The following is a 13,120-nucleotide window of genomic DNA, read 5'->3' as shown; positions in this document are numbered from 1 at the left end:
GCCGTAGAAAGCCTCCATGCAGCCCAATGTCACCGCAGCACCCTTCGGCCCCGAAGCCACCCTGTACACCCTGACCAACACCAACGGCATGATCGTCAAGATCAGCAACCTTGGCGGCGTGATCACCGAAATCCACACGCCGGACCGCGACGGCCAGCTGGCCGACGTCTGCCTGGGCTTCGACGATGCCGCCGCCTACCTGGGCGAATCCCACTACTTCGGCGCGCTGATCGGCCGTTACGGCAACCGCATCGCCAACGGCCGCTTCACGCTGGACGGCGAGACGTTCCAGCTGGACGTGAACAACGGTGTAAATCATTTACACGGAGGTGCGGACGGCTTCCACCGCCGCATGTGGGACGCCGAAACCTTCGCCACGCCCAAGTCGGCGGGCCTGATCCTGAGCTACCTGAGCGCCGACGGCGAACAAGGCTACCCAGGCAACCTGGAAGTGACGGTCATCTACGAACTGCGCGACAATAACGAATTGCGTATCGCTTTCCACGCCATCACCGATAAGGCGACACCGGTCAACCTGACCAACCACGCCTACTTCAACCTGGCCGGCAAGGGCGACATCCTGTCCCACGAGCTGACCATCGCCGCCGACGCCTACACGCCGGTCGACAGCGGCCTGATACCGACCGGCGAGCTGCCCGCGGTGGCGGGTACGCCGTTCGACTTCCGCACGCCGCACGCGATCGGCGCGCGCATTGACGCGGACGACGAGCAGCTGCGCCACGGCGCCGGCTACGACCACAACTTCGTGCTGAATAAATCCGCGCCGCGCGCGCTGGAACTGGCGGCTCGCGTGCGCGATCCGTCGTCCGGCCGTGTGCTGGAGGTACTGACCCAGGAGCCGGGCGTGCAGTTCTACAGCGGGAACTTCCTCCACGACGGCATGGGCGGGAAAGGGCGCATCTACGGCCATCGCAGCGGCTTCTGCCTCGAACCGCAGCATTATCCCGACTCGCCCAACCGTCCCGAATTCCCGTCGACGATACTGCGTCCCGGCGAGGAATACACCACCGTCATGGCTTACCGCTTCAGCGTCGAGGACTGATACCAAATCGGGTATCAAAGTCGAATAATAATTTATTGGAAAGATATCTCAGTACAACTTAGTATGGCTTCATCGATGCGGGGGCATGACATCAGGCTCCCGTACAGGAACATACTGAGGAGATATGCATGTCCGAGAATGACAAAAAGGTGAAGCTGCGCTCCGCCGAGTGGTTTGGTACGCAAGACAAGAACGGTTTCATGTATCGCAGCTGGATGAAGAACCAGGGCATCCCCGATCATGAATTCCAGGGCAAGCCTATCATCGGCATCTGCAACACGTGGTCCGAGCTGACCCCTTGCAATGCCCACTTCCGCAAGCTGGCGGAACACGTCAAGCGCGGCATCCTGGAGGCGGGCGGCTTCCCGGTCGAGTTCCCGGTGTTCTCCAACGGCGAATCGAACCTGCGCCCAACCGCCATGCTGACCCGTAACCTGGCCAGCATGGACGTCGAGGAATCGATCCGCGGCAATCCGATGGACGGCGTGGTGCTGCTGGTCGGCTGCGACAAGACCACGCCGGCGCTGCTGATGGGCGCCGCCTCGGTCGATATCCCGACCATCGTCGTCAGCGGCGGCCCTATGCTGAACGGTAAACTGAACGGCAAGAACATCGGCTCCGGCACCGCTGTATGGCAGTTGCACGAGCAGGTCAAGGCCGGCGAAATCTCCATGCACGAATTCATGTCGGCGGAATCGGGCCACTCCCGTTCCGCAGGCACCTGCAACACCATGGGCACCGCGTCGACGATGGCCTGCATGGCCGAGGCGCTGGGCACCACGCTGCCGCACAACGCCGCCATCCCCGCCGTCGATTCGCGCCGCTACATCCTGGCGCACATGTCGGGCATCCGCGCCGTCGAGATGGTGAAGGAAGACCTGAAGCTGTCGAAGATCCTCAAGCGCGAGAACTTCGAAAACGCGATCCGCGTCAACGCCGCCATCGGCGGTTCCACCAACGCCGTGATCCACCTGAAGGCCATCGCCGGCCGCATCGGCGTCGACCTGGAGCTGGAGGACTGGACCCGCGTGGGCCGTGGCACGCCGACCATCGTCGACCTGCTGCCGTCGGGCCGCTTCCTGATGGAGGAGTTCTACTATGCCGGCGGCCTGCCGGGCGCGATCCGCCGCATGGGCGAGGGCGACCTGGTGCCGCATCCGAACGCGCTGACCGTCAACGGCAAATCGTTGTGGGAAAACTGCAAGGAAGCGCCGATCTACGACGATGAGGTGATCCGTCCACTGGACAAGCCGCTGCTCAAGGATGGCGGCATCTGCATCCTGCGCGGCAACCTGGCACCACGCGGCGCCGTGCTGAAACCATCGGCCGCCACGCCGGAGCTGATGCAGCATCGCGGCCGCGCCGTGGTGTTCGAGGACTTTGAACACTACAAGAGCCGCATCGTCGATCCTGAACTGGAAGTCGATGCCAACTCGGTGCTGGTGATGAAGAACTGTGGCCCTAAAGGATATCCCGGCATGGCCGAGGTGGGGAACATGGGCCTGCCGCCGAAACTGCTGGCGGCCGGCGTCAAGGACATGGTCCGCATCTCGGACGCGCGCATGAGCGGCACCGCCTACGGCACCGTGGTGCTGCACGTGGCGCCGGAAGCGATGGCCGGCGGCCCGCTGGGCATCGTCAAGGACGGCGACTGGATCACGCTCGATTGCGCCGGTGGATTGCTGAACCTGGAGATCACCGATGAGGAGATGGCGGCACGCCAGGCCGCGCGCGTGCCCGGTTCTGCGCCAGGTCCGAAGACCGGTTACCAGCAGCTGTACATCGAACACGTGCTGCAAGCCGACGAAGGCTGCGACTTCGACTTCCTGGTCGGGAGCCGCGGCTCGGCCGTGCCGCGCCACTCGCACTAATCAAAATCCGGAGACACCATGCTACTCGTACAATTCAAGAACGAACAAGGCGCGCGCCAGATCGGCGTGCTGGAACAGAACACCATCCGCGTCATCGAAGGCTACGACACCACCTACGCGCTGGCGCAAGCGGCGATCCGCAAGTCGACCGGCCTGGCCGACCTGGCGGCGCAAGCCACCGGCTCCGCCGTGCTGGCGTTCGACGCCGTCGCCGCGGCCGGCCGCCTGCTGCCGCCGCTGGACCACAGCGACGACGCGCACTGCTACGTCACCGGCACCGGCCTGACCCACCTGGGCAGCGCCGACACGCGCGACGCCATGCACAAGAAAATCGGTGGCGACGTCGAATCCCTGAGCGACTCCATGAAGATGTTCCGCATGGGCGTGGAAGGCGGCAAACCTGCCGCAGGCCAGGCCGGCGTGCAGCCGGAATGGTTCTACAAGGGCGACGGCTCGGTGGTCGCCGCCAGCGGCCATGCCCTGAGCATGCCGGACTTCGCGCTGGACGGCGGCGAAGAGCCTGAAGTGGCGGGCCTGTACGTGATTGGCGACGACGGCCAGCCATACCGCGTCGGCTACGCCATCGGCAACGAGTTCTCGGACCACGTGACCGAGCGCCAGAACTACCTGTACCTCGCGCACTCCAAGCTGCGCGCCTGCGGCCTTGGCCCGGCGCTGCTGGTCGGCGAAGCGCCGGCGCACATCGAAGGCACCTCGCGCATCTACGACGTGGAAGGCAAGGTCCGTTGGGAGAAGGCGTTCTTCAGCGGCGAGCAGAATATGTCGCACACCATCGCCAACCTGGAGCACCACCACTTCAAGTACCCGCTGTTCAAGCGTCCCGGCGATGTGCACATCCACTTCTTCGGCACGGCGACGCTGAGCGTGGCCGACAACATCGTCGTCAAGCCCGGCGAGACGTTTGAAATCGAAGCGCCGCAGTTCGGCCCAGCCTTGCGCAACAAGCTGGCCGTCTACAAAACCGAAGTCGCGAAAGTGAAAGCACTATGATCATCACTGGTGAAGCACTGATCGGCGGCGTCGCCGTCAAAGGCACGGGCAGCGCTGTCCGCGCCTACAATCCATCGCTGCAGCAGCCGATGGAACCTGAATTCCCTGCGGTCGATTTCGACCAGATCGACCAGGCCTGCCGCCTGGCTGACGCCGCGTTCGACACCTTCCGCGCGCTGAGCGACGAGAAGCGCGCGGTCTTCCTCGAGACCATCGGCGAGCAAATCATGGCGCTGGGCGATGTGCTGGTGGAGCGCGTGATGGCCGAAACCGGCCTGCCGCGCGCCCGCATCGAGGGTGAGCGTGGCCGCACCGTCGGCCAGCTGAAACTGTTTGCCAACCTGCTGCGCGAAGGCTCGTGGAACGACGTCCGCATCGACAAGACGTTGCCGGATCGGGCGCCGCCGCGTCCGGACCTGCGCATGCGCATGATCGGACTCGGCCCCGTCGCGGTTTTCGCGGCCAGTAACTTCCCGTTGGCTTTTTCTGTAGCTGGCGGCGACACCGCGTCGGCATTGGCTGCCGGCTGCCCGGTGGTGCTGAAGGCGCACTCCGCGCATCCCGGCACGTCGGAGCTGGTGGGCCGCGCCGTGGTCAAGGCCGTGGAGCTGTGCGGCCTGCCGGCCGGCGTGTTCGCGCTGCTGACCGGCAGCGGCAACGGCATCGGCCAGGAGCTGGTGCGCCATCCGGCCATCAAGGCGGTCGGCTTCACCGGTTCGCGCAGCGGTGGCACGGCGCTGATGGCTGTTGCGGCCGCGCGTCCGGTGCCGATTCCCGTGTATGCGGAAATGAGCTCGATCAATCCGGTGTTCCTGATGCCGCGCGCACTGGCTGCGCGCGCCGAGGACATCGCAGGCGCCTTCGCCGGTTCGCTGGTGCTGGGCGTGGGGCAGATGTGCACCAATCCCGGCCTGGTGATCGGCGTCGCCGGTCCTGAGCTGGACCGCTTCGCCAAGGCCGCCGCGCAAGCGCTGGCCGGCGGCGCCGCGTGCGCCATGCTGTCGCCGGGGATCGCCGGCAGCTTCCAGCGCGGCGTCGCCCAGCTGGCCGAGCATGCGGATGTCAAGACGCTGGCGCTGGCGCCGCAGGCCGAAGGCAAGGGCGCTCCGGCGCTGTTCGTCACCAGCGGCGCGGCGTTCCTGTCGCAGCACGCATTGTCGGAGGAAGTATTCGGGCCGGCTTCGCTGGTGGTCGCCTGCAAGGACATGGCGGAACTGCGCCAGATAGCCGAGAGCCTTGAAGGCCAGTTGACCGCCACGCTGCAACTGGACGATGGCGACCTGGATGAAGCGCACAAGCTGCTGCCTGTATTGGAGCGCAAGGCCGGCCGCATCCTGGCCAACGGCTTCCCGACCGGTGTGGAAGTCTGCAGCGCGATGGTGCACGGTGGCCCGTTCCCGTCGACCTCCGACGGCCGCAGCACGTCCGTCGGCACGGGCGCGATTGTACGTTTCCTGCGTCCGGTGTCGTACCAGAACCTGTCGCAAGCGCTGTTGCCCGAAGTCCTGCGCGACAACGGCCCGGTGGCATGGCGCCGCCGCGAAGGCGAATTGACGCGGGGCTGATCCACCACGGCATGGGTTCCCGCCTTTGCGGGAACGACGGCGCCCCCTCGTCATTCCCGCGAACGCGGGAAACCATGCTGAGTAATAAAAACACATAAAAAAAGCAGGAGACAGCATGACCCAACTAGCCAAATTTGGCAGCCTGCGCGGCAAGCGCGTATTCATCACAGGCGGCGGCACCGGCATCGGCGAAGCGATGGTGATTTCCTTCGCCGAGCAGGGTGCGCAGGTGGCCTTCGTCGACATCGCCCGCGACGCCAGCCTGGCGCTGGTCCGGCGCGTGAAGGAAGCCGGCTATCCCGAGCCGCGGTTCCGTCACTGCGACATCACCGACATCCCCGCGCTGCAAAAGACCATGTCCGAACTGTCGGCCGCCGTCGGCGACTTCGACATCCTCGTCAACAATGCCGCCAACGACCAGCGCCACGAGACGGCCGAAGTGACGGTCGACTACTGGAACGAGCGGATCGCCATCAACCAGCGCCCGATGTTCTTCACCTGCCAGGCGGTCCTGGAGGGCATGAAGAAGAAGGGGACCGGCTCGATCATCAACGTCGGTTCGATCTCATGGCACGTCAAGAACGCCGGCTATCCGGTCTACGCCACATCCAAGGCGGCGGTGCACGGCCTGACGCGCGGCCTGGCGCGTGAATTCGGCGCACACGGCATCCGCGTCAACACGGTCACCCCGGGCTGGGTGATGACGCAGCGCCAGATCGACCTGTGGCTGGACGAAGCGGGCGAGCAGGACATCCAGCGCAACCAATGCCTGCCGACCAAGCTGATGCCGCAGCACGTCGCCTCGATGGTGCTGTTCCTCGCCGCCGAAGACGGCGCCATGTGCACCGCCCAGGAATTTATCGTCGACGCCGGCTGGGTCTAAAAATTGGAGTCAAGAAATTGGGGTCAAGTCTGGCATTCGGACACGAGCTGAACCGTAGCACCCCTCTACGGTTCAGCTCGTGTCCGAATGCCAGACTTGACCCCAAAATGCAGTCAATAAATTATAACTAGGAGATAACAATGAACTACATTAAACAAGGCGTACTTTCCCTTTGCCTGTTGGCTTCCGGCGGCGCCTTCGCGGCCGACGCGGTCGGCCTGACCATCGACGCCGCCAAGCCCGGCGCCGTCATCAACAAGGATATCTACGGCCAGTTCGCCGAGCATCTGGGTACCGGCATCTACGAAGGCATGTGGGTCGGCCCGAAGTCGAAGATCCCGAATACCAAAGGCTGGCGCAATGACGTCGTCGGCGCGCTGAAGGCGATGCATGTGCCGCTGGTGCGCTGGCCGGGCGGCTGCTTCGCCGACGAATACCACTGGAAGGATGGCATCGGCCCACGCGAGAAGCGTCCGGTCAAGGTCAACACCAACTGGGGCGGCGTGGCGGAATCGAACGCCGTCGGCACCCACGAGTTCTTCGACCTGGTCGACCTGCTGGGCGCGGACGCCTACGTCAACGGTAACCTCGGCACCGGCAGCGCACAGGAGATGTCGGAATGGATTGAGTACATGACCTCCGACAGCCAATCCACGCTGGCCAACCTGCGCCGCAAGAACGGCCATGAAAAGCCGTTCAAGGTCGCCTATTTCGCGATCGGTAACGAGGCCTGGGGCTGCGGCGGCAATATGTCGCCGGATCATTACTCGGACCTGTACCGGAACGTCGAGACCTTCCTGCGCGCGCCGCAACAATACCGTCCCAAGATGATCGCCAGCGGCGGCAACGACAACGACCTGACCTGGTCCGAAGTGCTGAGCAAACGCCTGAAGTCCCAGGCCGACGGTATCAGCTTCCACTACTACACCATCCCGACCGGGAAGTGGGAAGTGAAGGGCGCCGCCACCGGATTCCCTGAAAAGGAGTGGATGTCCACGCTGACCAACACGCTGCGCATGGAAGACCACATCCGCAAGAACGCCGCCGCGATGGACAAGAACGACCCTGAGAAGAAACTCGGCCTGTTCGTCGACGAATGGGGCACCTGGTACGACGTGGAGAAGGGCACCAACGCCGGCTTCCTGTTTCAGCAGAACACCCTGCGCGATGCGGTTGTTGCAGCACTTAACTTCAACATCTTCCACGCCCATGCGGACCGCGTGCGCATGACGAATATCGCGCAGATGGTCAACGTGCTGCAGTCGATGATCATCACCGACAAGGACAAGATGGTGCTGACGCCAACCTATCACGCCTTCGAGATGTATGTGCCGTTCCAGGGCGCGACCTCGCTGCCGCTGACGTTGTCGAATAACCCGCAGTACACGCTGGACGGCGCCAGTGTGCCGGAGATCAGCGCGTCGGCCGCTCGCGGTACGGACGGCAAGCTGTATCTGGCGCTGGTCAACACCAATCCTGGCCAGGATGCGGACGTAGCGATCAACGTACCGGGCCAGACGATCAAGTCGGTGAAGGGCCGCGTTCTGACCGCCGCCGCGATGGATGCCCATAACAGCTTCCAGGCGCCGCAGGCGATCAAGCCAGCGCCGTACAGCGCCAACGCGGTGGACGGCAAGCTGACGGTGAAGATCCCGGCCAAGGCCGTCGTCGTCGTCGCGGTGGAGTGAGTCGATGAGCGAACACGATATCTCGGTATCGCGTCGTAGGGCCATCGCCGGCGGCGTAGCATTGCTGCTGGCGGGCTGCGGTGGCGGCGGTGGTGGTGGCGCTAGCCCGGTAACGCTGGCGCCTACCCCGACGCCGACCCCAACTCCGACGCCTACGCCAACGCCGGCTCCAACCCCGGCGCCGACGGCGATCACCTTCGGCGACGTTTCGGTGCACGATCCGGCACTGATCAAGGTGGACGGCACCTACTACGTCTTCGGCTCGCACCTGGCCGCCGCCAAGTCGACGGACCTGATGAACTGGACCAAGATCGCGGACGGCGTCAACGCCACCAACCCGTTGTTCAACAACGTGGTCACGGCGCTGGCGGACACCTTCACCTGGGCGCAGGTGACTGACCTGTGGGCGCCGGACGTGGTGAAGCTCGGCGATGGCAAGTTCTACTTCTACTACAACGCCTGCAAAGGCGATTCGCCCCGCTCCGCGCTGGGCGTGGCCGTGGCGGACAAGGTCGAGGGCCCGTACGTCAACAAGCAGATCATGCTCAAATCCGGCATGTGGGATCAGATCAGCGAGGACGGCGTCAACAAATACGATGCGCTGACGATGCCGAACGTGGTGGACCCGAACACCTTCTTCGACAAGGACGGCAAGCTGTGGATGATTTACGGCTCCTACTCGGGCGGCATCTTCATCCTGGCGATGGACCCGGCCACCGGCCTGCAGAAGCCAGGCCAGGGCTATGGCAAGCACCTGATGGGCGGGAACCACAGCCGTATCGAGGGCGCGTATGTGATGTACAGCCCGCAGTCGAAGTACTACTACCTGTTCACGTCCTTCGGCGGACTGGATGCGAACGGCGCCTACAATATGCGCGTGGCGCGCTCGCTGAACCCCGACGGCCCATACGTGGACGCCAAGGGCAACGACATGGCGAACGTCAAGGCGGATCCCAGGTTGCCGCTGTTCGACGACGCCAGCATCGCGCCGTTCGGGCAGAAGATCATGGGGAACCACCAGTTCGCGCTGGCGGATGGCGAGACGGGAACGCCGTTGGGCTATGTATCGCCGGGCCACAACTCGGCCTACTACGAGGCGGCCACCGGCCAGTACTTCCTGGTGTTCCACACGCGCTTCCCGGGCACCGGCGAGTTCCACCAGATCCGTGTGCACGAGATGTTCATCAACGAAGACGGCTGGATCGTGGTGTCGCCGTTCCGCTACGCGCCGCTCAGCAAGAATGCGACGCCGTTGTCGGCCGATGTCACCGCCGCCGATGCCGCTGGAACGTACAAGATGATCAACCATGGCAAGGACATCACGGCGGCGATCAAGCAGTCGCAGAATGTCAGGCTGGCGGCGGACGGCACGGTTTCCGGCGCCGCCAGCGGCACCTGGAAGCATAATGGCGCCAACAAGATCACGATATCGCTGGGCGCCACCGGAACGTTCAATGGCGTGCTGTCGCGCCAGTGGAACACCAACGCCGGCGCTTTCGTGGTGACGTGGACGGCGCAGTCGGTGGACGGTGTGTCGATCTGGGGCGCGCGTACGGGGAGTTGAGATGAAGTCTGCGGTATTTGCATTGTGCCTTGCGGCGGCGTCGGTTTGCGCCGCCAAGGAGGTCAGCGTTCACGATCCTGTCATGGCGAAGGAGGGCGATACCTGGTACGTATTCAGCACCGGGCCGGGTATCACCTTCTACAGCTCCAAAAACATGAAGGACTGGATGCCGGAAGGCCGCGTCTTCAAGGGCGATCCGGCGTGGGCCAAGCGAGCCGCGCCGACTTTCGACGGCCATGTCTGGGCGCCGGATGTCCACTTCCATAACGGTAAATACTATTTATATTATTCCGTTTCGGGCTTCGGCAAGAACACTTCTGGGATAGGCGTCACCGTCAACAAGACGCTCAATCCCCGTTCGTCGGACTACCGCTGGGAAGACAAGGGCATGGTGCTGCAATCCGTGCCAGTGCGCGACGACTGGAACGCCATCGACCCGAACATCGTTGAAGACGGCAAGGGCGGGGCATGGATGGCGTTCGGTTCCTTCTGGAGCGGACTGAAACTGGTCAAGTTGAACGCGGATTGGACTGGTCTGGCCGAGCCGCAGGAGTGGCACGCCATCGCCAGCCGTTCGCGCGGGCCGTCGGTGGCGGACAAGTCGGCGGGGCCGGACGAGATCGAGGCGCCTTTTATCTTCAAGAAGGGCGATTACTACTATCTGTTCGCGTCGTTCGGGCTTTGCTGCCGCAAGGGCGACAGCACTTACCACGTCGTCGTTGGCCGCTCGAGGGATGTCACCGGTCCTTATGTGGACAGGAACGGTGTCGACATGATGAAGGGCGGCGGCTCTGTCGTCATCGCCGGCGACAAGGACTGGAAAGGCCTGGGCCACAACAGCGCCTACACCATCGACGGCAAGGACTACATGGTGCTGCATGCCTACGAGACGGTCGACAACTACCTGCAAAAACTGAAGATCATGGAAATGAAGTGGGACGCCACCGGCTGGCCGACAGTAGACGCGGCAGACCTGAACCGCTACCGCAGCAACCAGCTGCCTTCGCCATGACGGTCGCGAAGGCCGCGCTGCGCGGAGCGGTTGCGCTGGCTGCGGCTATGATGCTCTGCGCCTCCGCTTCCGCCGCCACGGCAGCCGCGCCGCTGCACCTGTTCCCACTCGCCGACGTGCGGCTTGGCGATAGCCCCTTCCTGGACGCCCAGCGCACGGACCTGCACTACCTGCTGGAGATGGAGCCCGACCGCCTGCTCGCGCCCTTCCTGCGCGAGGCCGGCCTGCCGCTGAAGCAGCCGAGCTACGGCAACTGGGAATCCTCCGGCCTGGACGGACACCTCGGCGGCCACTATCTATCCGCGCTGGCGCTGATGTACGCATCCACCGGCGACGAGGAAGTCCTGCGCCGCCTGAACTACTTCGTGGCGGAGCTCAAGCGCTGCCAGGAGCGCAACGGCAACGGCTACCTTGGCGGCATCCCGGACGGCAGCACCGCCTGGCAGGCCATCGCCAAGGGCGACCTCCATGCCGATAACTTCTCGGTCAACGGCAAATGGGTCCCGTGGTACAACCTGCACAAGGTCTACGCCGGCCTGCGCGACGCCTACACCTACGCCGGCAACGCGGACGCCCGCGCCATGCTGATCGCCATGTCCGACTGGGCGCTGGAACTGACCTCGCACCTGAGTGAGGAGCAGATGCAGTCCATGCTGCGCAGCGAACACGGAGGCATGAACGAAGTGCTGGCCGATGTCGCCCAGATGACGGGCCAGAAAAAATACATGGACCTGGCCATCCGCTTCTCGCACCAGGCCATTCTGCGGCCGCTGGAAGAGGGCAAGGACCAGCTTACCGGCCTGCACGCGAACACGCAGATCCCCAAGGTGATCGGCTTCAAGCGCATCGGCGACATCACCGGCCGCCGCGACTGGCAGCAGGCCGCACAATTCTTCTGGCAGACCGTCCACGATCACCGCACCGTCGCCATCGGCGGCAACAGCGTCAAGGAGCACTTCCACGACGATAAGGACTACTCGCCCATGGTCGAGGAAGTCGAAGGCCCCGAGACCTGCAACACCTACAATATGCTCAAGCTCACGGAGCTGCTGTTCCTCGGCGACGCCAAGGGCAGCTACACCGACTACTACGAGCGCGCGCTGTACAACCATATCCTGTCCTCGCAGCGGCCGGATAGCGGCGGCTTTGTCTACTTCACGCCGATGCGGCCCAACCACTACCGCGTTTATTCACAGGTGGACAAGGCCATGTGGTGCTGTGTGGGCTCGGGCATCGAAAGCCACGCCAAGTACGGCGAGTTCATTTACGCGCATCGCGGCGACCAGCTGTACGTCAACCTGTTCATCCCTTCCACGTTGAACTGGCGCGAGCAGGGCGTGACCATCATACAGGCCAACCACTTCCCGGACGAAGACCGCAGCACGGTCACAGTAAAGGGCAACAAGGCCTTCACGATGAAGATCCGCTATCCCGAATGGGTGGCGCGCGACGCCTTGCGCATCACGGTCAACGGCAAGCCGGTGGCGGCCAGCGCGGGAGCGGACCGTTACGTCAGCCTGCGGCGCCAGTGGCGTGACGGCGACAAGGTCGAGATCCATCTGCCGATGAAAACCCATCTGGAGCAGATGCCGGACAAGTCCAACTACTACGCGGTGCTGCACGGCCCTATCGTGCTGGCGGCGCGCACAAACCCCTTCGCCGGCGAGAAGCTGAACTTCTTCGCCGACGACTCGCGCATGGGCCACGTGGCGCAGGGTCAGGTCTGTCCGCTGGAGTCCGCGCCGATGCTGGTCAGCGACACCAAGGCCTTCATGGACCGCTTCAAGCCGGTGCCCGGCAAGCCGCTGACGTTCACGGCGCCTGGTCTGGTGCAGGGCAAGAACGGTGACGACAACGTCACCTTCATCCCGTTCTTCCGCCTGCACGATTCGCGCTACGTCGTCTATTGGCCGTATTCGACGCCAGCCAATCTCGCATCCATGCAAGCCAAGGCCGCGCAGGACGAGGCGGACCGCCTGGCGTTGGACGCGCAGACCATCGACCAGGTGGCGCCGGGCGAACAGCAGCCGGAGTCCGATCACTTCTTCAAGGGCGAGGGGGCCGACGCTGGCGTCAACAAGGGCCGGCACTGGCGGCACGCGAGCGCCTGGTTCAGCTATGACCTGACCGACAAGAAGGCCGAGGCACGTACGCTGCGGCTGACATATTCGACTTTGGATGCCGGCCGCCGTTTCGATATCTTTATCAACGGGCAGCCACTGGCCGAGGTGACGCTGGACGCCACGGCGCCGCAGGAGCTCTACACCAGGGATTACGCGATACCGCCTGCCATGGCGGCTGGCGGCAAGTTGACCGTCAAATTCGTGGCGCGCCAAGGCTCGATGGCGGGCGGCTTGTACGGTTTGCGGCTGCTGCGCTGATATTAAAATTGATATCAAACTGCTGAAAAATATCATTGGATAGATATTTGGGATTCTCATAGTATCTGATCCATAAAACACA

The 13,120-nt window shown here is 63.9% G+C and carries 9 protein-coding genes; all 9 read left to right on the top strand.

From position 1 onward, the window contains the following. The first annotated feature begins 16 nt into the window (after window positions 1-16). The 9 genes from GTP90_RS09515 (at window position 17) to GTP90_RS09475 (ending at window position 13,038) form a co-directional block, all read left to right on the top strand. Window positions 17-1,063, top strand: a complete 1,047-nt coding sequence (locus GTP90_RS09515) for an aldose epimerase family protein (protein WP_161083275.1) — start codon at window positions 17-19, stop codon at window positions 1,061-1,063. Window positions 1,064-1,191: 128 nt separating this feature from the next. Beyond that, window positions 1,192-2,934 carry an IlvD/Edd family dehydratase gene (locus GTP90_RS09510; protein WP_161083274.1) on the top strand — a complete coding sequence of 581 codons (1,743 nt, stop codon included), beginning with the start codon at window positions 1,192-1,194 and terminating at the stop codon, window positions 2,932-2,934. An 18-nt stretch (window positions 2,935-2,952) separates the two neighbouring features. Further along, window positions 2,953-3,945, top strand: coding sequence for an AraD1 family protein (gene araD1, locus GTP90_RS09505; RefSeq protein WP_161083273.1), 993 nt, complete (start codon window positions 2,953-2,955; stop codon window positions 3,943-3,945). Beyond that, entirely contained in the window at window positions 3,942-5,510 is a 1,569-nt protein-coding gene (locus tag GTP90_RS09500; protein ID WP_161083272.1) for an aldehyde dehydrogenase (NADP(+)), read from the top strand. Before araD1 ends, GTP90_RS09500 begins: the two co-directional genes overlap by 4 nt. A 115-nt stretch (window positions 5,511-5,625) precedes the next feature. After that, on the top strand, window positions 5,626-6,393 hold the full coding sequence (locus GTP90_RS09495; protein ID WP_161083271.1) for an SDR family NAD(P)-dependent oxidoreductase: 768 nt from the start codon (window positions 5,626-5,628) through the stop codon (window positions 6,391-6,393). 140 nt (window positions 6,394-6,533) lie between these two features. Further along, window positions 6,534-8,081, top strand: coding sequence for an alpha-N-arabinofuranosidase (locus tag GTP90_RS09490; RefSeq protein ID WP_161083270.1), 1,548 nt, complete (start codon window positions 6,534-6,536; stop codon window positions 8,079-8,081). A gap of 4 nt (window positions 8,082-8,085) precedes the next feature. Continuing rightward, entirely contained in the window at window positions 8,086-9,645 is a 1,560-nt protein-coding gene (locus tag GTP90_RS09485; RefSeq protein WP_161083269.1) for a glycoside hydrolase family 43 protein, read from the top strand. A gap of 1 nt (window position 9,646) precedes the next feature. Next, a complete protein-coding gene (locus GTP90_RS09480) occupies window positions 9,647-10,657 on the top strand; it encodes an arabinan endo-1,5-alpha-L-arabinosidase (RefSeq protein WP_161083268.1) in 1,011 nt (336 codons plus the stop codon). Continuing rightward, window positions 10,654-13,038, top strand: coding sequence for a glycoside hydrolase family 127 protein (locus GTP90_RS09475; RefSeq protein WP_161083267.1), 2,385 nt, complete (start codon window positions 10,654-10,656; stop codon window positions 13,036-13,038). Before GTP90_RS09480 ends, GTP90_RS09475 begins: the two co-directional genes overlap by 4 nt. Window positions 13,039-13,120: the final 82 nt, after the last annotated feature.

The organism is Duganella vulcania (assembly GCF_009857655.1).
GTDB lineage: Bacteria > Pseudomonadota > Gammaproteobacteria > Burkholderiales > Burkholderiaceae_D > Rugamonas > Rugamonas vulcania.
This window is presented reverse-complemented; position numbering and strand designations above follow the sequence as displayed.

What these genes read in the sequence shown, in the direction of transcription:
- GTP90_RS09475 (WP_161083267.1), top strand. Translation starts at nt 10,654, where the DNA reads ATGACGGTCGCGAAGGCCGCGCTGCGCGGAGCGGTTGCGCTGGCTGCG.
- GTP90_RS09500 (WP_161083272.1), top strand. Translation starts at nt 3,942, where the DNA reads ATGATCATCACTGGTGAAGCACTGATCGGCGGCGTCGCCGTCAAAGGC.
- GTP90_RS09490 (WP_161083270.1), top strand. Translation starts at nt 6,534, where the DNA reads ATGAACTACATTAAACAAGGCGTACTTTCCCTTTGCCTGTTGGCTTCC.
- GTP90_RS09485 (WP_161083269.1), top strand. Translation starts at nt 8,086, where the DNA reads ATGAGCGAACACGATATCTCGGTATCGCGTCGTAGGGCCATCGCCGGC.
- GTP90_RS09495 (WP_161083271.1), top strand. Translation starts at nt 5,626, where the DNA reads ATGACCCAACTAGCCAAATTTGGCAGCCTGCGCGGCAAGCGCGTATTC.
- araD1 (WP_161083273.1), top strand. Translation starts at nt 2,953, where the DNA reads ATGCTACTCGTACAATTCAAGAACGAACAAGGCGCGCGCCAGATCGGC.
- GTP90_RS09480 (WP_161083268.1), top strand. Translation starts at nt 9,647, where the DNA reads ATGAAGTCTGCGGTATTTGCATTGTGCCTTGCGGCGGCGTCGGTTTGC.
- GTP90_RS09515 (WP_161083275.1), top strand. Translation starts at nt 17, where the DNA reads ATGCAGCCCAATGTCACCGCAGCACCCTTCGGCCCCGAAGCCACCCTG.
- GTP90_RS09510 (WP_161083274.1), top strand. Translation starts at nt 1,192, where the DNA reads ATGTCCGAGAATGACAAAAAGGTGAAGCTGCGCTCCGCCGAGTGGTTT.